Below are 21898 nucleotides of genomic sequence, written 5' to 3'. Positions count from 1 at the left end.
CAGACATCGGCCTGCCAATGCAGCCCAGTTTCGTTTATGAATTCAAGGCCTAAGACAAGTATTCACTTTTTATGCGAACCCGGCGGAGCTACCTGCTTAAGACTATTACGATCGAGCGCCATCTTGAGGATGTCCGACATCCCACCCCGCGTGAGACAAGCACTGAGCTTCAACGTCTGCTCAGCACGGCTCGAACCAAGATATATGTTCGAAATGAACCTTCGACGTATGCCATCGCCAGCGTCGGTCGGTGCTTCGGCGGCATCTACATGGATGAGAAATACGGTGTGAAACTGAAGGCCGGCAACATATTCGGGCATGCTGAATATGAACCGCTTGCCAGCGTGCCGAAGTTCAGAGGATGGCTCGCGGCTAGTGATAGGGATGTGACGACCAAAGTATTGCCCCCCCGCGGCAGTCAAATAGGTGTCAAATTGCTCTTCGCCAGCACATAGAATTGCGACGCGTCGGCCTCCGCCTTCTATCGAACGAGCTAATTTGTCCGCCTCACTGAAAACTGCTTTGAAGAGTGAACGGTCGTCCTTGAATACCGTAAGCTCAGGCACCAGGCCGTCAGACAGTTCTGCCTTACCGGCATACGCATCCCATTCATTTGGAATGTCGACCGCAGGAAATGTAGCGTCTAGATCTGTCAGGAACTCGGCGATCTGTGGCGTGTAGCGGAATACGCGATCAAGCTTCACAAGTTCAGAATTCTGTAGGCCCGTCGAAGCGCCAAATAGGTTCTGATCTGCCTCTCCATACTGCGCGAAGGTGTCTCGGGGACTCTGCTTGAGATCGTAAGCCATAAAGATGGGAGGGCGCTTGGGTCGGCCATCATCTTCGATATTACGCCGTATTAGTTTATGGAGCGCCTGGCGCTCGATTGAGGTGAAAAGATGTAGCTCATCAACAAACAACGCGTCATAACCTGTTCTACTACGCACCCGATCCCAGCGGTTTGAATCAAGGAACGAATTGAAGTCACTTACCATTTGATCGACGCTGATTGTGTTCATATCGGTCAGATGCTGGCGGTAGCGACGATGAACCTCAAGAATAAAGCGCCGATCGACTTCGGCTGGTAGCGCCATTAGCCACGCGGGGCGCGGATTTGTACCCTTAGCGTATCGCTCGCCCCGTTCTTCGCCTGCTCGAATGGCCTCGGCATCCAGAACGCTTGCAAACTCGTTCATAATATCGGCAACTAGGCTCTTGTTCCCCCCCCCAACCGCATCTTGCCAGCGCTGTTTGAGCGGCGAAGTCAGATCTCCGAATTGCAGGTTGAGAATAGGCGATCGGGCGATTTCCTGCAGAACCGCCTCAATTAATTCAAATTGGAGACGCCGCCCCTCGCGCCCGTCGAGCGACAAGGGTACGAGATTGTCAAAGCCGAAACGAAGATTTTCATGTGCGAGATCGTAGAGTGTCCGAATCTCAAGCCGACAATGCTTGCCTCGGCCATGAAAGAGGCCTCGGGTGTCAAGACTCTCACCAATCGCATTCACCAAATCCACCGAAGCGGAGCTATGAGTGAGGAAACCAAATTTGATAGGTTCCGTACCGACCTCTGCTTTGGCGGCATCACGAAGGAACTTGATGACGAGAGATAGGGTCTTTCCTGTTCCCGCAGACCCGCGAAGGCGAACCGGTCCATCGTGGGGCTTGTCAACAAAGGTCCGTTGCTCCTTTGTAAGTTTGGAATCATACCACTGCTCGAGGCTAGCACCTTGGACGAAACCCTGCGGCAAACGCTGGCTTAGAGTAATTCCAGCAAGCGAATCCTTTTGATACTGTTCAGGCGGGGTAAGGATTGCGTCTGGCAGTCCTTTCCGGGCCAACTCATAAATCTTCGAATGTCGATCAAGTTTCTCGAAGTCGAGAATCACTTCTGTCCGTGCAAACGCAAAGAGATCTCTCGTTTCATTCGGGCGATCAAAGTGAAGGCGAGCGCGCCAATTTTTGTCGCGCGATGGCGCTTGTATAGAGAAGAGGCTCCCCTCGTGATGTTGGCGCCAACCGGTGGGAATAGTAACGTTGAAGGTGTAAACCGACCTCGCCACCGTAATGATACGCTCCAGCGTATTGGACTTAGTGTCACCAGTGAAGACTGCGTCATCGCCTGCAAGATTGATGATTATGATGGCGACGCCATCGTCGTCGTCTAAGTCCGTGTCCAAGATGTAAAGAACATCGTCGATCTCTACCCTTTTCAGACCCGCGGCATGCTCAGGCAATCCAAAGTTCTTGAACCATTCTGCCGATATGGCGAATTGCGTTAGCCGGAAAAGAGACGTTGGCGAAAAAACGAGAGCTTTCATGTCACTGCCTGTGAAAATTGGGAAACCAGGTCGTCAATCGCCAATTCGTCCAGAGCCGTCACCTCATCGGGCAAACCGATGCGGGAGAATTGGTATGCGAACAATTGCGCGACCTTAAACTGGTACAGAGGCGTGAGGCTAGCAAACCGAACGGCGGTCGGTCGCGTACCGTCGCTTGATGTCCTTTGAGCGGGGATTGACGTAAAGCAGCAATCAGCATCGATCGTATAGATGCGTCGCATTCGGATTATAAATCCAACGTCATCATGATCGACCAGATCGCTGATGAAGAAATGTCCGTCGCCCATCGCCCTTTTTGCTGCAACTACCTGCTTCCTGGCATACGTGCGCGGATCCTTTTCGAGGTGGCAGAGTTGGTGGAAACGCTCCAACGGCAGAGTACACTCGTTGAGGCAGATACCGAGGCGAGCTATTTGTTCTTCCAATTGGAAGCGACTTGATTTGTTGATGCTGGGCAAGTTGCTCAGTTTCGCCACAATTTCCGCTGTTTTGGCAGAAATCATCCAGGTGAGGAGGTCCCCCGCGTGCGCAGAGGCGATCTGAGCCAACTCAAGAATCCGTTTTGTCGCCGCTTGCTGGGTGTCGACTATAAAGTTCGGTGCCCAGAACTTCCCCAGATACTCGCGAAAAGTGTAAATGGGTAGATACGCCATGACGCCATCTGTCTTGCCATGGGCGAGATCGCAATCTGCATTTATTAGAAGTCCGAGCGCTGGCCCCGCTAGCCCCCCTTCAGGATGCTCGATGCGCAGAATATCGCCCTGACGCAGCTCGCTGTCAGCCGCGACTCTCGCGGTTTCTTTTTCGACCGCCATTTGCCCCCCAGGTCGCGCTGATATTGGGTATTCAGCGTTGCTTAACTTCCATTGATGTCGCACAACGCGGTCGAGTCCGCCAGCGAAGCTGACCAATATAATTGTCCTTAGCGGACAGGGCAGCAAAGGCAACATCGGTTGCTTTCTAACTGCTCACAGGAAATCGTAGCCTTTCAGGCACGCGATCAGCGGTTCCTCCATGCGGGTTACGGCCGCTAGAACGGACGATTTAGGCGTTCGTGACCCAGACTAGAGTTCTGAAGGAACGAAGAATGTGCTGAGGGTTTCGTTAAGCCGGATGCGGTCGCGGACCTCGCATTCCCAAATGACGAGAACGCAAAACCCCTTCCCCCTAAGCGCCGCGATCTTGTCGGCATCGCGAGTCTGGTTGCGGGTGAGTTTTTCGGTCCAATAGCCGGTGTTTGATTTCGGAGACGAGGCGAGCCGGCAACCTGCGTGAGAGTGCCAGAAACATCCATGCACGAAGATAGCCCATTTACGGGTCTTATTCGCTAGGTCCGGCTTGCCGGGAAGATCGTCGACATGATTGCGGAAACGCTGGCCCAGCGCGTGCACGGCCGATCGGGTCAGTACTTCAGGCTTCGTGTTCTTCGAGCGGATGCGCGCCATCATCTGCGAGCGCGTAAGTGGCTCTCGCTTGGAGCGCGGCGGGATTTTCTCGACTGGAGATGACTTGGCCATTCAATCTCCCTGCGGCGGCTCCGGAGGAGGGGAGTCCGTGGACCCATCCGCGGTGATGATGCTCGGAAGACCTTCTAGCGCAAAGACGCAGGTCGACAGGTCTGCCCGCAGCCGGCCATCGGGCTTCACTTTAGCCGACACGATTCTCAGATGCGTGCCGGGCGGCGAAGCTGTCAGGTCGCCGTGGACGGTTCGGCGAAGAACCATAGACTGTATTCCCGTCGCCATAGACGGCTGATCGACGGTGACAAACGCCGTATACAGATCCCCATCCTGTCCGAGTTCCATCCTGTCCAGCACGCCCGAAGCCGCGATGTCGGGAAGCCCGCCTGCGCCTGCCGCCCTCAGCCACGGCCAGAAGGCCGGACACACCGCCTGAAACGGGCATCCGCCACATGATGCTTCCGCTGGCCGAGCGATCGCCTCGGGCGCGGCGCCTGCCGCAATACTTCGATTCAGATAATCGAGAGCGGCAAGGGCGGCCGTAGCCTCCGCATCACACGCTGAGGGGATGAGCGGGACACTCAAGGTCAGGCCGGAAGCGGCGACGACGCGTCCCTCCGTCGGCCAGCTACCCGTCGCTTCGGCAATGATGGCCGCATAGAGCCGCAGCTGGCGCCGAAATCCATCCAGCACTACCTCGGTCCCCCGCCAGGCCGGGTCAGGCATCGAGGACTTATATTCGGTGAGGACGCGCCCATCGAACCGGTCGGGACGGCCATAGAGCTGTCCTCCTCGCGCCTGCAACCCGCGTTCCGTTAGGGACCCGCCCCCGGGCCGCAGGGAAGCAGGCCGCATTCCTTGGCCTGAGGTGATCGCGGCCTGGGCCGAAGAGAGTGCTCTTTGGCGGACTAGAAAGTATCCCGGCCAGCGCTCGGGCGCTGCAAACCGAGCGTCCAGCGGATGGAGCGCGGCCGCAGCGGCCGCCATGCGGATCGCCTCCGCCCAAGCATTCTCGGGAGAAGGTCGTGTCTCAATTGGCCACCGGGCAGCCTCCATGACCTTGTGGAAGGCTGTGCCCAGCCACATGCGCGGATCGTGCAGGACCCATCGGTCCACGGACCGCGAAGCGGCCAGTGCGCCCCTCAAACTGCAAAGCCGCATGTGCGACCAAAGCGTCGGACTGGTCCGGGCAGTATGCGTCAGGACGACTTGCGTGGCCACGCTATGCCGGCCGCCGCAATGCTTCAAAGACCGAAATGAAGCTCCAAGCGGGATCCACCCGCAGTCCATGATTGCGCTCCGCGTCGTCCCAGGCTGAGGCAATCTCCGGACCAGCCCCGGCACGGTCGGTGAGCCAAAGCGGATGCGTAACGATGATCGCTTCCGCGCCGTTGGTCAGCCCAGGAAGCCCCCCGAAATTCGTCCGGCTAAATCCTGGGCGGGCGGCCTCAAGTGTCGTCGCAGCGAGATCTGCAACGCGGGACCAAAGGGGCGATGCGAGCGATATGACGCTGTTCGCGTCAAGCGCGAGGTTGGCCATGTCTATGGCGAGCCGCCAGTCCAGCAGGTTGTGGTATGCCAGATTGCTGTAGCTTCTCAGGCAGTCCGGGCAGGACGTGTCGCAGGCGCCAGCGTGCGCGGGATCAACGAGCCGGTCGTGAAACTGCCCGTGTGAGTTTTGGACAATCATCTGGAGAAGCCGCTCGCTAATCGCAGGCTCGCCGAGATGGGTTGCGTATCCGGCTCCGTTCTCGAGCGTGTCGCACAGGAATATTTGGCCCACGACCGACCCCAGGGCGGGGTCTTCCTGACTTCTGATGCCGGCCTTCAGTTCATAGTCCTGTATGTCGAGGTAGACCGAAGCGGCCCGTCTCAGCATGAAAGCAAGGGAATAAAGCGCTGATCGTCCCGCTGCGGTGCGAGGATCGGCGGCCCGGCCGGCCCCATAATCACGAACGCCAAGAAGCATCATGTCCGTCTCGCTGATGGCCGCCAGCGCACACGTAACGACGGCGCCGGTTGCAGTCATGGGCGTCCCGGGACGGCGGCCGACCGATGCTGCGTGCTTTTCCTCCGCCGCGTTGGCTGCGCCTACGTCGACCATGGCGCCGCGGGCCCACGGCTCTTGCGACAGATGGAAGAGACGGCCGGCGTTGTCATTTATGACGTGGAGTCTACCTTGGCCGGCACCAATGTCGAAGTTGCGGTGAACCCCGATACCGAAACGCGGGCGGCCGACCTTCGGCCTTGCTGCGCGCGGCACGAAGTCGAAAACGCCGTCATAGTCCCTAGCCTTGGTGAAGTAGCTCACGAAGCCCTTTGGCTGCCGGAGATCCATCGCCTGGTAGTCCCGATCGCCCGTCCCTGCAGGCGCTCCACAGACCGGGCATGCAGGGCTGTTCGGATTTACGGTCTCAACGTGCTGGCAGTTGCCGCACAGCCCAACGACGACAGGCGGCCCCAACGGATTCGGATCTTGGACGGCAAGGGGGCCCTGCCGAATGTAGTGGCCGATACCGATCGCCGTGTGGATCGTCCGCTCCTTCACGGTCTCTGCACCGGGGGCGAACATGCTGACGGCTAGTTCGAGATCCCGGTCGACAGTTTGGCGCGGCGGCCAGTTCTGCGGCTGCTTGTGGTAAAGGAGGCGTGCGCGCGTCGGAAAGCCAAACATCGGCAGGATGCCCTTGTTGGCGAGCCGCTCGCTAAGACCGTCCTGCACGAGACCTTGATCCCGCGCGGCGGCTGTTACCTCTGCGATCAGACCGTTCGTAATCCAAGCAACAGCATCGGTACGGTTGGTCGCAGTCGCGACCAGGCGGGTCTGGACTAGCAGGGCATCGCAGATATCTTCGACGAGCGGCTGATTGCGGCCGATCCATTGAGCAACGACATCCGCCACATCTCCGGGTTGGTAGCCGGCGGGCAAATTGTCGGGTGGCAGATTCCAGGCTGCGGCGGTGCCGAATTCGCCGTGTACGCTGTCGCCGGCGGTGCCTGCAAACAGACCGAGCTCGGAAAACCCCCGGCGAAGCACTTCCTTTGCAAGGACGCGCCGGAGAATTTGCAGGCGGTTCGTGTCGACGTATGGCGGCGGCGGCGGATCGGCGGTGATGCGCTCGGGCCGCTGGAAGTAGTAGTCGTCGTGGCTGCGGCCGCGGCAGAGAGTGAGTGCGAGGGAAAGCGCCGCTCCGCGGCGGCCAGCACGGCCGACCCGCTGTTGATAGTTGAAGCGCATCGGAGGCATGTTGGCCATCATCACGGCCAGTAGGGAGCCGATGTCGACGCCAGCTTCCATCGTGGTCGTGACGCTCAGCAGATCGATATTGTCGGTCAGAGCGACCTCGTCGCCGACAGGAATGTTCTGGAATAGTCGCTGGCGATCGCGCGCCAACACCTTGTCCGTCTGGCCGGTCATCTCGGCGCAGTTTAGCCGAAATATCGGGCCCGCGTCGACGGCAAGCCAGCGATAGTAGTCTATTTCCTGGTCCGCATCGTCCACGCCTGTCACGCGCGGTGAGCCGAGCGGCGTGAGACAGGCGCTACAGATGCCGCCGCTGCGGTGGAGGTGCACTCGTGAACACCGGCTGCATTGAAAGTACGCTTCTGTTGGATCAGCGACGAAAAGCCCACGGAACAGAAGAATGCCCTGGTTGAAAACCCCGGCACGGGTCAGCAGTGAAGTGACATCCTGCACGAAGTCAGCGGGCGTGATCGAATTCGCGTTAGCCACTTCCTCAAGATAGTCCCGGGCATATTTCGGGAGGTGATTGTCGTCTCCAGTCGCCCGGTGCGTATCAATCCGCCGCCGTTTGCCGAGCATCCTGATGCAGCTATCGGCAGCCTGCTGGTGAACTGGGGTTGGTGCCGGATAGCTTAGGCGGTCGGCAGTGACGCACCCAAGCTTCAGCGATTCAAGATCCCTTCGGCCGCCCGAGAAGAGGGATTCGGCAACCGCCTCCCGCGCGGCAGTCTGAATGCGTGTGCGGTGGTCGTTCTCCTCGCCGCTCAACCCTTGGCGGTAGTCCGGCGGCACTATGACCCAGTCAAAGAGCCGCTGCCATTCGCCCCGCTGGTCATCCAGGTTCGTCCACATGACGCTGCGGTCGACACCGCCCGGATTCATACCTGTCATCAGCAGGCGCCGGGCTGCGTCTTCCTCGAGGTCTGTCGCCTTCGAGAGGCCGGACCTGGCGTGCGCGAGGGTCCGGTCGGCGAGCTGCTGCATCGTCAGCCCACCAATACCCGACTGCATCGCCGCCATCGCGGGAATGCGCGAGGCGAGGATGGCATTTGCTTCCCGCTGGTGTCCGATCGCAAATGCATTAGCCAGCGCGGCGTCGTTCGGGCTAAGAGGGCCGCCCTGCACCTGGAGCTCGAAGGCGATCGCGGCTCTAGTGCTGTCTTCCATCCCTTCGACGAGCGCCTGGCGAATGGCGTCGAGCCAATGCGACTTTGCAACGCCGACCGCGAGTTTCGCCGCATCCTGCCGGCTGTCCGAGAAGAGGACGAGTTTGCGACGCGGGTCCTCGACCGGGCGTCCTAACTCGATCTCCGGCGGCGCGATCTCCCGTAGCAGCGAGTCCGAGAGGACCTGCGCCACTTTTTGGAAACCGGTGCGCTGGGTACGGATCGGTGCAGAACTGGTCATCCGGCTCCAGTCGGCCTCGCAATGGGGACAGACCGAGGGCCGTTCGTTGCGCGCGCTTGGAACGAGCGCGCGAGCAGGCACCGGATTCTGGTGCAGGGCAGCGACGTGATAGAGCCATCCCGTGGCATCGGCGCTGCGGCGGGCGATCTCAATTTCACCCGTTCGATGGTCGTACCGCGCCATTTTCCATTTGCGCTGGACCCCTTCCTGGGTCCACGTGTCCCGCTGCGGCTGGCGGAGCGAGCCGTCGGCAAGCCGGGCCGGCCAATAGACAGCGTAGTTGTCGTAGTTCCGGTCGTTCGCTGAATGATCGGGCGCCTTTTCAATGTTCGGGTCGTCAGGCACAAGCGACCAGCCGATCTGCCCGAGCGCTCGCCGGTAGCCGCCAAGGAAGATGTCGCCGCACGGCTCGCAGTAGAGCATCTCCAACACACGGGAACCGCATGCACACGTCGTCGTCGGGCGATCAAACAGGCGGCCGACCGGTATGTTCGGCTCAGTCCAGTGCGCGCCGCTGCACGCGGCGTTGGTGCAGGCCCACACGCCCTGAACGTTCCGGAAGAACAGGTGGACGCGCGTCGGCAGGAGGGGCACGGCCGCGGCCGACTGGGCCGCAGCTACGGACATGACCAGGGCGGCCGCGGCGCTTGCGGCGCGCTCCTGCGGCTCCCCGGGAAACAGCGATCCAGCGAGTGCCTCAATCGTCTGTGGGACGACCGTCGGACTGTTATTCGTCCCGTCATTGCATGCAGCTCGAATCGCCTCAGGAGCGCCGGCTTCAATGAGCGCTGCGCCCAATTGCTGACTCGCGGAAAGGGCCCCGTCTGGCGGACTCAGCGACGCGGCAGACGTAAACGCTGCAACAGCATTCGCAACATCTGCCTCGGACGCCGATCCCACGCTGCTCCCGAGGTGCAAGATGGCTTCGGCCAATCCAGAGAGGCGGTGCGCAGAACCCAGGGGAAGTGATTCGGCGCCACCTCTAACGAGCGTGAAGGGCCGCGACCGTCCGAAGAACTGGCGCAGATAGTCTTGGGCTCGTGCGTCGTCATCACCGAGGGAGGCGCTGGACGCAAGGATCCGAAGCTGCGGATGGTCAGGATTCAATCCAAGCCGCTCATACAGAACTCTAAGGATGTACCCCACCTCAGTTCCGGGCGTTCCCCGGTATGTGTGAAGCTCGTCGACGACGAGGTGGAAGACGTTCGCGGGATCTTCGAGCCAGCGCCGTGTTGCGGCGAATATCTGGTCTTCAATGTCCCGCATCAGCATTATGTTCAGCATGCTGTAGTTCGTGATCAGGATGTCGGGCGGAGCGTCCTGCATATCCCACCGGCTCCACATCTCGCCGCCGTCGAAACGGGGAAAGAAACGCTGGGCGTGGGTGCCGGCAACCCGCGTGGCCAGCGAGCTTTGTCTGCGCAGCTCCGTTCTCAATTCCGCTTCTGCGTTGTCGCGCTGCGGACTTCCGGAGATTGGCGTCCAGCCGGTATACCGTCCAAACCAGAATCGATGCCCTGGGCGGTTGGCGCTGAGCCACGCGCGGACCCGATCGCTGTCGAGCGCTTGGCGGAGCCGCGACATCTGGTCTTCGGCTAGTGCGTTTAGCGGATAGAGGACGAGCGCGCGGATTGCTGCTGGCCGGCTGTCGGGTTCGTAGGCCCGCTGCGAGATCCGCGGGTGATATACGCGATTTGCGGAGCCGGCTGGTGGCGGCATCGACCACCAGTCGTTGCGCGGAGCGGCAGGGATTGCGGGCCAGCCCGCAGACTCGCGAACAATGGCAGCAAGCACAGGAAGATAGATGGACTCCGTCTTGCCTGAGCCCGTTCCAGTCAGAATTACCGTATCGGACTGGGCTGCTACGCTTGACTGAAGCATCGCCTCCTGATGCCGGTACAACTCGATGGGCGTGCTCCCGCGCGGAAGGAAAAGTCCTTCTTCGGCCACCCCAGCGAGGTCAGCGATATTTTGCGGAGACCAGCCCACGACCCCGCCCAGCACGCTTGCGGTCGCTCCGCGAACATCGTGTCCACTCATCACATAGCCGGGCTGGGGCTCGATAAGCGGCTCGCGATATAGCACGCCATCGCGATCAAGAAGCCGGCGGCGAGCCTGAACCAAGTCCTCGAAGCGCAGATCGAAGGGGCTGTCGAAGTACCTGAGATAGGCGCTCTTGAGGCTGTCGAACGTTTGAATCGGATCGGTCATACGAGCCTCAGTCCTGTGAGTGCGAGGATTAGTCTCAAGTGTTCTGTTCTGACGCCGGGAAACGCGATCTGCCTGGTCTCCCGATCGAAACTCGGGAGCTCGCCGCTGCAAAGGGCTAGGCCGCGAACCATTATACTCGGTGGATAAAGCTGCGCTGGCAGCGACAGCATTCCGCCCTCGCGAGACCATCGCACGACCTTGCATTTGGCTGCAGCGGCCATGCGTCCAGCGCGGTCGTCAATCAAGGCGGTATCCTGCACGTTGCTTTTGATCAGGCTTACCCAATCCCAGTCGCGCTGAATTCGGAAGAACCCACCGCCGGAACCTGCCGCCTCCGCCAAGGTGGACGCAACCCAGTGCATCTTGGACTTGGAGAAGCGGCGGACGGTTTCGACGCGACCCTGAACCATGGGGCACGGCATGCGTGGCCAGTCCCGGATTGAAGGTGCGCAAGCCAGGATTTTGAGCGCGGTGTCATTCTGAAGCGGGACTCCGGCCTGGACGGCAGCGTCAGCCAGAAGTTCGAAGGATGAGGCTGTCACTATCATCGCGGACGGCCTGCCGCTGCGGGCTACCGCGCTCAGGCACGCTCCAGTTGTGCTGCATGCGAGGGAAAGACTATCGACGAGTTTCGACGTTCGAGCGCCGCAGAGGGCCGCGGCGAACTGGCCGTCCCTTCGAAGGCCGGCTAGCACCGGAGGCGCAATCTGCCAAGCGTTCGATCCGGTCCACTCCGCGTGCCCGAGGGTCACTAGGTCGTCTACGAAACGATGCGCGTTTGCGCCGCCAATCAGGTCGCGGCTGAGGTCTCCAATCTTGCCGGCGCGGCGGAATGACATCCATTCCAGGGCGGAGTCAGTCATGAGCGCGGCTTCCTATGGCGGTGGGCCCGCTCCCGCGCTCTTCTCCATGCGTCCTCCGCTGGCCCGCCGCCCTCGACCGGCAGTCTCCTCGAGGAGGCGCTCCGCACGGCTGCGACCCAGTCAGGATCGACCCTGCGCGCGGATGGGCTGGCTGCCGGATTCAGCCAGGCAACCCAGCCCTGATGGCGTCGCGGCCCTGATGCGGAGATGAGAAATCCAGGGGGTTCGCTCAGCAGACCGACAGCGACAGGCACGTCCGGCCGCGCTCGCAGCATGACGGCGCCGCGCCGAACGCCCAGACAAACCACAGAGAGCATCGCATCGGCTGCTACGACGTATTCTCCCGCAGGGCCCGAAACCGCGGCGCCGCAGATGCGCGCCACGTTCCACGGAACATTCAAGGGGCCGAACCGGTCCGGGTGCGCGTCCCAGGTCTCCCAGCCGTCTTTGGACCATGGATCTTCAAGGATCCGATAGGTGGCAGACGGTCCCGGTACAACATCTACAAGATGATCCCCGGGGGTGTCCCAGGCATCGGCGCTCCACGCGCCATCTTCACCCAGCGACGCCGGCAGCCCGTCGATCGTAACAGTCGCCCCAGGAGGAAACGGCAGGATTTCAATTCTTGGCGGACTGCCTTCTGCGAAAGACGTCGAACGGATCTGAAGCCCTCCCGAGACCCGTATTTCCGACCCGACTCCGGGGTCGAGACCTGTCAGCGAAGGGGCAAGCGCGGATCTCGCAGCGCGCGATGGGCGATAGCCCGAAAGAACTGACCAGCCGTCGGGAATACCGGCCCAGTGATCGTGTGAGACAAGCGCCGGAGATCCGCACGCTTCGGCGGACTGACGGACCGCGTGCGCGTCTTCGCTTAGGCAGACTATGGTGCTTGGCGACGCCAATGCCGCAGAGCCAACGGAGATGAGGCCTGGTTCGTCGGCGACCTCTCCGAAGATATGAATCCGCCGGCTGCTGCGCAGCCATTGATAGCCCTCTTTGCAATCCAGCCGCATCTCGTTGGACAGCAGGTCAACCGTCCACTCAAGGTCGGCATCGTCATATCGGTCCTCACGGTAGGCGCCGAGTTCTATGCGTCCGTTCAGCAGCAGAGTAATGCGGTTAGGATACCCAGCAGGCCGGGCGAGCACGGCCGAAAGCGTTGCCGCACGGCGGATTGGATGGAGCATCAGCCGCAATTTGGCTTCCGCAGCTGGACGAGCAGCTGCTGTCAGACCGGGCGCACGCGGCTCTGCTGGCGCCGCCGCCGTCGCTATTATTCTGCGTTTACCTCTCCGATCGCGATGCACGGCAGGCTGCTTCGGCCGCGCGACGATGGAACCGTTCGGCAGCTCGAGTGCGGTCTCAACGATTGTGGGTGGGTCGGCCTCACGCTCGGCGCTGTCTGATTCGCTCGGCTCGGTCTCCTCCCGAGCGTCTGATGACAGGCTTTTGCTTCCGGAAACTGGGGTAGCCTGCTCAGAGCGCTCTGATAGCTCGGATGCGCCTGCATCGGACGGATGGTCCTCCGCGACACCCGCCTCGAGCATTTCCCTCTCTGTGTCGACGCCTGGATATGCCGCCGCAGGAATTTCGAGGCTCGGCCCGCAAGGGGCATAAGGTGAATTTGCTGATGCCGGACCAGGTGGCCGTTCTGCGTCCGCGCCATCAGGAAGCACAGTGCTTTCGCCAGCCTTTGGCAGTCCGTCGGGGATGTTCGCCAGGGTGGGTTCTTGGCTGCTGCGATCGCCAGGATTTGCCGGCGTCGCATCGGACACGTCTGCGCTGGACAGATGGTCCTCCGCGACATCCGCCTCGAGTACTTCCGCATCTGCTTCGACGCTCGGATAGGCCGTGGCGGGAATTTCGACGCTTGGCCCGCAAGGGGCATAAGGTGAATTTGCTGACGCTGGACCAAGCGGCCCTTCTGCGGTTGCGTCAGCAGGAAGCAAAGCGCTTTCGTCGGCCTTTGGCAGCTCGTCGAGGATGTTCGTCGGCGCGGGATCTTCGCCGCTACTATGCATAGGATTTGCCGGCGTCGCAGCGGCCAGATCGTCTCGACCGACCGGCAAAGGACGTGGCGTTAGAACGGAGCTGCTGAGTTCGGCCTGCTCTTCCGGCTGTGCCGTTTGGACCGGCGCCAGCTGCGGCAGATCGGTGCTGGATAGCGTATTGCCTCGTTCCGGATCAGTGTCGTCGATCATCGCCGGAACATCAGCCATCCTGTCGCTCAGGCTCGTTCGCGTTTGTGGCGCACCCGCGCCGCTGCCCAGACCTCCAGGGCGGGCCCTTCCACCTCCGTCTGCGAGGCGCACAGCACTGGTTGCAAGGACGACCGCGGCTCTGTCTCCACGCGCGTCCATGCGGGACGTTCGAGCGAAACGTCGCCAGCCCCACAAGGTGAGCATGCCGAGCATCGTGGCGAGCAGCGCCGTGACTAGGATCAGGGGAAAAGGTCCGTCCATCACGGCTTTACCGCCGTGCCTTAGGACGGGTGATCTCCAGCAGGCCCGCTACGGCGCGAGCGACGGCTCGTCCCATGAGCGGAGGCACTGCGTTCCCGACCTGCTTCAACTGCTGCAACTCGCTGCCGTAGAAGACGAACCCATCATGAAACGACTGAAGCCGCGCCGCCTCGCGAACCGTAATCCACCGGTCATAGGTGGGGTGGATCCATTCGGACATGTCTCGGTGCATCTGAGCGAGGATGGTATAGGACGGCTTATCTGGATCAAGGCGGCGCCACTTATGTCCGCGCGTCCCGTTCCAGAGCGACGCTGGTAGCGAATCGCCACGAGCGCCTGGCCGAATTGCCACGAGAATTTTCTTCCGGCGGGCTTCAATGCCCTTCGTATGGTGATTGTGGAGGGCGTCGGCCTTAAGGTTGCTCTTCTTACGCGCAGAGGTCAGCAGTTCATGGTCGCAGTCGAGCCGCACTAGCTTCTGGAAATCGGAACAATTTCCACGGGCCTTCTTCGGGTAGGGGAGTGGCCCGTCATCTTCAGAGACCGCTTCAGGCAGGTCGGAGAGCGCCTCGCGGACAGTGACCGTGCTTTCGGCTTTTTCTCGGTCGATCAGCGCTTGCGCGTTTTCCACGAAGTTGCCCGCGAAGGGAAGCTTGTCGCGGATGCCGAAGACAAATACACGTCGCCGATGCTGCGGAACCCCGAAATCTGAGGCGACGGCGGGAAGGATCGCGGTCCGCGCGTATCCGGCTTTGCGAAAGGCATCGAGAATCTTGGTTTTGAAATGGCCGTTCTGCATAGCCACCATGTTGGGGACGTTCTCCATCACAAAAGCACGTGGCTGCAGCACCCGGACAACGCGAACAAATTCCTCGTAGAGACGGTTGCGAGGATCATCCAGATCGCGAGGGCCGATCTGGCTGAAGCCCTGGCAGGGGGGGCCGCCGTAGACCACGTCGATCTTGCGAGAGATCAGCTCATCGAGGCTCGGCACACCCGCTTGCGCATCCTGGAGGAAGCGCGTGATGTCACCTTTGTATAGAGCGACCCCCTCGAAGTTTGCGGCATGTGTCCGGCAAGCATGCGCATCAGATTCAACGGCGCAGACCACTTTCCAGCCTGCGAGCTGCGCACCTTCGCAGAATCCCCCAGCGCCGCTGAACAGTGAAACGGCGATCAGTGGCATGACAGACGACCCCGATGGTTCTGCAGGGCATTGCCGCCACACAGGTACTGCTGAACTACACAAACAGACATATTCCCCCACATCCGCGGTTACGATTCGGCTCCGCGGATGCGGACCAATGAAGCGCGCTGAGCCGCAAAATTCAACTGCACTAACTCATGTCATCGAAAAATTCGAAGATATAACTCCACTGAGCACCAGTTCTGGGCGCTAGCATAGTAGGTTTTAGTGCCTGTCTGCCTGGCTGGCTCCTCGATCATTTAGCGGAGTTACAACACCGCGGCAGCGTTACCATCGAACTTATTACCACCTCGGATATACCTCGACAGCATCGTGTCGATTCCGCGGCCTGTCTGGGTCCGGATTTTCCACGCAACCGCGCCCGCCATCGCCGCACTCTGCGCGAAGGCTGTGGCCAGAATAACCTGAAGGGTCGATGCCCGCCGCCGCCAGCCGATCCGTTGATACAAGCGAGACGGCCTCGGCGGATACCCACTGGTCGCTGGAGAGTTCAAAGACTTCGGTGGCAAAACGAAACGCCTCAATCCGGCTCGGTCACGGGGAGCGACTTGCCCGGTGGGCGTGCTTGCGCCCTTTCTCAAACCTGAACACTATTTAGCGCCACTTGCAACTTAGATTTCCTATCAAAAAACCCACCATTTTTCGGGCGATAGAGCGGCTTTGTTTTTCGCCGATTTCGAATCGGAGCCGAAATTCTGCGCGGCGGCCGCACGCTTCCCTATGTCGGAATGGCGGGGTCCCGGCAGTAGAGGGAAGGATCAATTCACACCTCATCCGGTCGCCCCAACGGCCATGGCCTTGCCCACCACAATGCTGCAAAATCGATAATGCAGACCGCTCGACCCTTTCCTGTTATAGTTGAACCCCGGTGCCAATGAATGATCTGCATCGCGGAGGTACCTTTCTTGCATGCCGCCCGAGTTTAGTGAGCTAACGCAGCAAATCCTTCCGCTATTCGGCATTCTGCTAGTTGGCGTCCTTCCTGGCATGGCCTTGGAACGCTTCCTATCAAGGAAGCGGAGGCAGGAGTGGGGGGAAAAGAACCGCTGGCGCTGGGCGAGAGAGCGCAGTGGGGGCGACATACTTAGCGGACTGTGGGTCACCCCGAAGCCTGTTTCGGCGCCACCGAAACTAACTGATCCTGCCGACCAGTTGCGCATTGTGATGGGAGCCCAATTCACCGTTCAGCCGCTTCTCAACAAAAGCGAGGTGCGTGTCTTCAAGGAACTTGACCGCATGGTGATCAGCTGCAATCCCGGATGGCAAGTGATGGCCCAAGTGTCATTGGGCGAAATTCTGCGCAGCACGAATGCAGAGGCCTACAGTTGCATCAACTCGAAACGAGTGGATCTTCTTCTTGTGGACGAGACCTGTCAGCCTCGGCATGTACTCGAATACCAAGGCCGTGCGCATCATCAAGGTACGGCAGCAGCGCGTGATGCCGTCAAGAAAGAAGCCCTGCGACGGGCAGGTATCAGCTATCACGAGATTGTCGGCGGTCACACAACACCTTCTGAACTCAAGCGACTAGTCGAGAAACTCGTGGCTAGGCCAGCGGCTCAATAGCGCGCCAAGCTTGATCGTCAGCCGGGTGTGAGGATGCATCGCCAAATATGCAGGAGATCGGGGAGGCCCTAGCTGTCGCAAGCGGAATGGTTTTGGCGACGACAATCGGCGTCGCATTCGCCGAGGACCTGTCCATTCTGAGCAAGAGACCTTGGAGGGCAGGAAATCAGAAAGGCTTCATCGTCTCCTACCGGCGTGACGGCAAGGTCTCCAAGGGCGCTAAGGTCTACTGCAGCTATGCCTCCCATTCGATGTATCTGCTGGAAAGGCTCGACAAGGGAGACGGGGTCAAGGTCGACATAGACGTCGGGTCGGAAGATGGGGGTGGGATAGCCTCCGAAATCGCTCCAGGCTACATGGCGTGGGCTATCGATCTGTGGTTGAGAACTTGCCGTTGAGCTGTCTTCATTCGCCGGCAGTCTTGCCAGGGGGATGCGTCATAAAATTGTGCCTGCTGCGTTGCTGTTGAACAGGTCGCCGTCCCGAATATAGCGACCGAGCATGGCATCGCTGGCGTGGCCGGTTTGTTGCCGGATTTTCCAGGTGGATGCCCCGGCCACGGCTGCCGATGTGACCAGCCCGGCCCGCAACGAGTGAGCTGAAAAGCCATCCGGGCTGATGTCGGCGGCCAGCAGTCTCTCCTTCAAGACCAGCGCTACGGCCTCTGCAGACAGACGCTGTTTGCTGATATGGCCGTGGCGGTTGACCCCCACAAATATTGCTCCGCCAACAATAGTGGCCCTGGACAGCCATTGATCGAGAGCGGCTACCGGGCACCATCGAGTTCGCCCAAACGGAATGCCGATCTTCCGGCCGACGCCCTCTTGGTCTGTCTTCGAGCGCCGCAATCGGACGGTGATCCCCTGCCGGACATGATCGATGTCCTCAACGTCGAGCCCAACCAGCTCAGAACGTCGGAACCCGCCCGCAAACCCGATCAGCAGCAAGGCTCGATCACGAACGCCCTTTACGTCATTGCCTGTACGCTCCAACACGGCGAACAAGTCATCACGCAGGAGAGGCTTTGCTTCAGCTTGGTCGGTTCCCAGACTGCGTTTAATCCCCTTGATCGTCGCTTTGACGAGTTCGGACGATGTTGGGTTGGCGAGGCCCTTCGTAGTGTGAGCCTTCGAGAGAGTTGCCAGACGCCGACAAAGTGTGGCCACGGCTAACGTTTCGGCGTGTTCTGCCAGGTAGCAGGCAATCACAGTGTCTGTTGCCGGGATGCTGCCGCCCCAGCTCTCGAAATGTGCCAGATCGGCTCTGTAGGCTCGTTTCGTATTGGCCGCTAATCCCTGCTCGACATATGCCGCGACTTTTTCTGAAAGCGCGGCAGTGAAGTTAACTTCACTACCGTCTGCGCCTTTGACCTCCGCCACTTGTTGGCTTTCCGTGAGATCAGGTTCGCCAGTTTTGGATCGTGATAATGGGGGATTATCATGAGTTAGACGGCTATAGAACATGTTGGCGCTCCTTGTTCAGGAGCCAGATATCGGCACGAAGCAGTGAGATGATTTCGGTAGCGTTGAGACAGTGTGGGCCTTGGCATTCGATTTCCCAGGACAATCGCAGTTCATCCGCCACGGGCCACCGAAAGTGGTTCCGCAAGCGCTCGCCTTCGACGGCAAATAGGATATCCCCGAGGAAGTTGACCTGCTGCGAAGATGGGATGTGCCGACGGACCCAGCGGGCTGTCTGACAGTCGCGACTAAGAAGCCTTTGCAGCGCACGTCGTCCCTCTCTCGAATATCGATCCAACGCCCAGCTCGGCACGACCCCGCACATGGTCTCGGCCGGAAGGTCGTCGTCCCCGACCCCTGTTGGCTCGTCCGGCATCAGCGTCGAGACCAAGACGACGAGCGGACAAAGGACCTGGCTAGTCCGGCGGAACCCTTCCCTCGCAACTTCGACCAGCGTGTGGGGATGATCGGCCTCGCACATCGCATCGAAGACCGTCTGTGGATCACCCTTTCTTGTCCGCAGATGCGGCGACGGGCAACGGTCGGTCCCCACCGCGTACCAAAGGGCCAAGGCTCTCTTCGGTAGCGGCATACTGCTATTCGCGATCCGCATTAGTTCGGGGATCGTGCTGAAGGTGAGACCCAGCCTGACATCCTCATAACGAGGATGCCTCTCAGCGACCATCAACAGATCGTCCGCAGCCCGGCATTTCAGTGCACGGCACATGCGCTCAACCAGATAGCAGGCAACGGGCCATTCGCCGCCGATCTTTGCCCGGAATGATTTTCCCGCAAGCGAGGCCGTGACGAGACCAACAGTGTCAAGATCGGCGATCCCGATTTCTTCGAACGCTATCGAACAGATCCGTCGCCACAGCTTCTCGGGAGCGTCCCGCAGCAAAGCGGCGGCAGCCTGCATTGCGACCTCTTGTCGATTGCGTCGTATCGCCTTCTGCAAGGCGCTCATTGCCAACCAAGGCGACACTGCGAGAGGTACAGGGCCAAGTGGCTTATAGCCATGAAGGTGTTGCGCCAGTTCGCCTCGCAAGCTGGCGAGGATATCGGGACCGTTCATTGTCTTCCTCCTTGAAGGGTTCAAGGGGAGAGCTGAGAACTTCAGTCCCACTATTAGATTAGCACTTGAGCATTGCCATGGAAGAAGAAATGCGGCGAACTGTCGGCCCAAGTCGAAAAAAGTCGAGGGCGACAAATGCGTGAATTGGCCGAATTCCGGCAACGATTGCAGCCGCTAATGACCGGGGCAACATCTAGACCGTTCGTGTGTAGCGGGTCCCCATTTGAATGCCGGGTTTTCATAGTGGGGTTTAACCCTGCGACGACTACAGGTCACAGCTTTTGGCGATATTGGTCCGACGACAGCGGGTTCGATAAGTACCTCTTCATGGATGACTATCGACGCGTCAGGAAACTTCGTGGTGCCCGACCCCGGATAGAGGCTATTGTGAACCAGCTGCCCGGGGACTGGTGCCTTGAGACAAACATCTGCTCGATCCCGAGCAAGCGAGCGTCTGAGCTTGATGATAGGCGAACGGCGTTATTCCAGTTCCTGTTCGAGGCGATCAAGCCCGAAGTGGTTTTCGTACACAGCAACAAGCCAATTGAATTCTTCCGGCGCAAAACGGGTTGCGAAGACTTTCAAAATGCTCCCCAGAGCACTGAGTGGTGCGGGCACAAATTCACTCTTTTCGGAAGGCCAGGTCCGATCTGGAGGATGGCTCTTGATGATGCGCGCGCACTAGGCCGTCGCTTGGCACCCTTCGTGTGGGATGGACCCTCGGGAGGGAAGCCGATTGATCTAGCACCTCTCGCCAGTCGATTTGCGAAGCGGTTCTCACCTTGGTCGATCAAAATACCTTGGCGTGACCTCCACGAACGGCGGGCGGGCACAATCGCTTTCGAAAGTTGGGGGATACGGTACCGTTTCGGTGCGGATGCAAGAGGCGAGTTTCTTGACTACAGTGCCGTACATAAGATGGCGTGGGGAACCGAAAACGTTCGAATATATGCGGACGGCACTACGGAACACCTGCCCGCTTTCTCGGATTTAGAGCCACTCAATAGCGATCCTGCTGAGAATGAACGGCTTCAAATCGAATTCAGCGCCAAACAGAACAAGACAGCGGCGGTGCTTCGCGCGAAGGGTTTCATGGGTGAGGAGTAAATTCATGAACGGCCTTGCGTAATGCCGCTGCGATGCCTCGCACCTGACGGCCATAGCATCCAGGCCTTCAACCTGGTTGGTCAGGAGTGGCCTGAGCTACGGCTGAGAAACAGGGCATCGCGCCACTTGCGAATGGCCTGCTGCGGCGCTTCTGTCACACTGAAAACATCCTCTCTCGGATTGAATTTCTTTGCGCATAGAGCGCGTGGATCCTGCGGTGGCGTCCCGGAGACGGAAGAGCATCTTCTCCTTAAGAAGCTCGCTGTAGAGGCGGCTCAGAGGGCGGGTTGGAATTGTTCAACTGAGGTTCGAGGGGTGTCCCCGACTGGGGAGGAGTGGACCGCTGATGTGCTGGCCACGAAAGGCAATTATCGTGTCGCTGTTGAAATTCAATGGTCGCCGCAAACCGTCGAAGAAACTATGCGGCGGCAGGAACGCTACAAACAGTCTGGCGTTCGATGCCTGTGGCTGTTTCGAAGACTGGGCTTTCCGATCTCTAACGCGCTCCCTGCCGTCTTTATAGCGGGCGACAAGCAGCAAGGCTTTGAAGCCAGGATCCCTTACGTAACTTGGCAGAACAACCGAAACATCGATGGCCCGAGGAACTGGCGACAGCAGATGCCGATTGCATCGTTTCTGCAGGCCGCATTCGAGCGCCGCTTTCGCTACGGGATCGAGGCCGACATGTCGGCAATCGTCACCATTCAGTCACGGAAACTCTGGTGCCGTTGGTGCCGTGCGCCAACCTGGGCAATCACGTCAATCGAGATAACGGTAGGCCCATACTCGTCTCAACGAACGCTCCTGGACTTACCAGATGAGATTGTCATGAAAGTCGTTCAGACGCTTCCTCCGAATGAACCGGTGGGGGTCATCAAGCCTCGGTTTTTACAATCTGTTGGACAAACCCGCTTGAGCAACTGCTGCCTCAATTGTGATGCCCTGGTCGATGATTTTTTCGAAAATCAGGCCTGGTGCTCGGAGCCGAAAACCATCGCCATTGTCCCGGTGCGGCTGTCTGAAGGTTGGCAGGAGGTCATTGGACCGCGCGACGGCTGGGGAGTTCACCCGGCCGGACACTAAGGGACAAAAGATGTCCCGTGCAATAATTTCAGCGACAAGCATCCTAACCCGAAATGGCTTTTCCTTGAGACCGTGCAACCTTGGGAACTTTGCGCGACTATGCGTGGCGCGCTCCTATCACATGTAAGTGCTTGATTGTCGCGAGCTATTCGTGGGAAACCGGGTCTGCGAAGCGGCCGGTTAAGTATCAAGTGTCGTGTATCCGAATTTGTCGCGGAAGCTTCCTCAGCCAATGCCCAGCACAACCTGTGATACATATGATCTCGGGCAAGCTCAGACTGAGATTTCTGGCGGAAAATGCAGATCAACCAATCCATTGCATTGGCTCAGTTCTTTGCGTCAAACGACCTTACCCGCTCTCTTAGTATCTGCTCCAAAAAGAAGTGAGTGATTTCAGCGGGTTGTGATTCA

General features: G+C 59.6%; 14 protein-coding genes. 4 read left to right on the top strand and 10 right to left on the bottom strand.

Annotation, left to right across the window (positions count from 1 at the left end):
• Positions 1-62: 62 nt before the first annotated feature.
• The 8 genes from AC07FD_RS32400 to AC07FD_RS32365 form a co-directional block, all read right to left on the bottom strand.
• Positions 63-2321 (bottom strand): UvrD-helicase domain-containing protein, encoded by a 2259-nt coding sequence (locus tag AC07FD_RS32400; protein ID WP_478353153.1) that lies wholly within the window; start codon positions 2319-2321, stop codon positions 63-65.
• Positions 2318-3157, bottom strand: coding sequence for a hypothetical protein (locus tag AC07FD_RS32395; protein ID WP_478353152.1), 840 nt, complete (start codon positions 3155-3157; stop codon positions 2318-2320). The genes AC07FD_RS32400 and AC07FD_RS32395 overlap by 4 nt, the downstream gene beginning before the upstream one ends.
• 249 nt (positions 3158-3406) lie before the next feature.
• Complete coding sequence (locus AC07FD_RS32390) at positions 3407-3859, bottom strand: very short patch repair endonuclease (RefSeq protein ID WP_478353151.1); 453 nt, start codon at positions 3857-3859, stop codon at positions 3407-3409.
• Entirely contained in the window at positions 3860-4963 is a 1104-nt protein-coding gene (locus tag AC07FD_RS32385; protein ID WP_478353166.1) for a PD-(D/E)XK nuclease family protein, read from the bottom strand.
• A gap of 61 nt (positions 4964-5024) precedes the next feature.
• Positions 5025-10664 (bottom strand): DEAD/DEAH box helicase, encoded by a 5640-nt coding sequence (locus tag AC07FD_RS32380; RefSeq protein ID WP_478353150.1) that lies wholly within the window; start codon positions 10662-10664, stop codon positions 5025-5027.
• The gene (locus AC07FD_RS32375) at positions 10661-11527 is read right to left on the bottom strand and encodes a hypothetical protein (RefSeq protein WP_478353149.1); all 867 of its coding nucleotides are present in this window, start codon (positions 11525-11527) and stop codon (positions 10661-10663) included. The genes AC07FD_RS32380 and AC07FD_RS32375 overlap by 4 nt, the downstream gene beginning before the upstream one ends.
• On the bottom strand, positions 11524-13746 hold the full coding sequence (locus AC07FD_RS32370) for a hypothetical protein (protein WP_478353148.1): 2223 nt from the start codon (positions 13744-13746) through the stop codon (positions 11524-11526). Before AC07FD_RS32370 ends, AC07FD_RS32375 begins: the two co-directional genes overlap by 4 nt.
• Positions 13747-13996: 250 nt before the next feature.
• Complete coding sequence (locus AC07FD_RS32365) at positions 13997-15175, bottom strand: DNA cytosine methyltransferase (RefSeq protein ID WP_478353147.1); 1179 nt, start codon at positions 15173-15175, stop codon at positions 13997-13999.
• A 930-nt stretch (positions 15176-16105) separates the two neighbouring features.
• On the opposite strand from AC07FD_RS32365, the gene AC07FD_RS32360 reads away from it, so the two are divergent.
• A complete protein-coding gene (locus AC07FD_RS32360; protein ID WP_478353146.1) occupies positions 16106-16762 on the top strand; it encodes a DUF2726 domain-containing protein in 657 nt (218 codons plus the stop codon).
• Positions 16763-16809: 47 nt separating this feature from the next.
• Positions 16810-17160 carry a hypothetical protein gene (locus AC07FD_RS32355; RefSeq protein WP_478353145.1) on the top strand — a complete coding sequence of 117 codons (351 nt, stop codon included), beginning with the start codon at positions 16810-16812 and terminating at the stop codon, positions 17158-17160.
• Between the two features lie 39 nt (positions 17161-17199).
• Here the strand turns inward: AC07FD_RS32355 and AC07FD_RS32350 are convergent, their stop codons facing one another.
• Positions 17200-18225 (bottom strand): site-specific integrase, encoded by a 1026-nt coding sequence (locus tag AC07FD_RS32350; RefSeq protein WP_478353144.1) that lies wholly within the window; start codon positions 18223-18225, stop codon positions 17200-17202.
• Positions 18215-19297 carry a hypothetical protein gene (locus AC07FD_RS32345; protein WP_478353143.1) on the bottom strand — a complete coding sequence of 361 codons (1083 nt, stop codon included), beginning with the start codon at positions 19295-19297 and terminating at the stop codon, positions 18215-18217. Before AC07FD_RS32345 ends, AC07FD_RS32350 begins: the two co-directional genes overlap by 11 nt.
• A 387-nt stretch (positions 19298-19684) precedes the next feature.
• On the opposite strand from AC07FD_RS32345, the gene AC07FD_RS32340 reads away from it, so the two are divergent.
• Positions 19685-20404 carry a hypothetical protein gene (locus AC07FD_RS32340; RefSeq protein ID WP_478353142.1) on the top strand — a complete coding sequence of 240 codons (720 nt, stop codon included), beginning with the start codon at positions 19685-19687 and terminating at the stop codon, positions 20402-20404.
• A gap of 21 nt (positions 20405-20425) precedes the next feature.
• Positions 20426-21487 (top strand): competence protein CoiA, encoded by a 1062-nt coding sequence (locus AC07FD_RS32335; protein WP_478353141.1) that lies wholly within the window; start codon positions 20426-20428, stop codon positions 21485-21487.
• Positions 21488-21898: the final 411 nt, after the last annotated feature.

The sequence above is a fragment of the Mesorhizobium waitakense genome (genome assembly GCF_056431085.1).
This window is presented reverse-complemented; position numbering and strand designations above follow the sequence as displayed.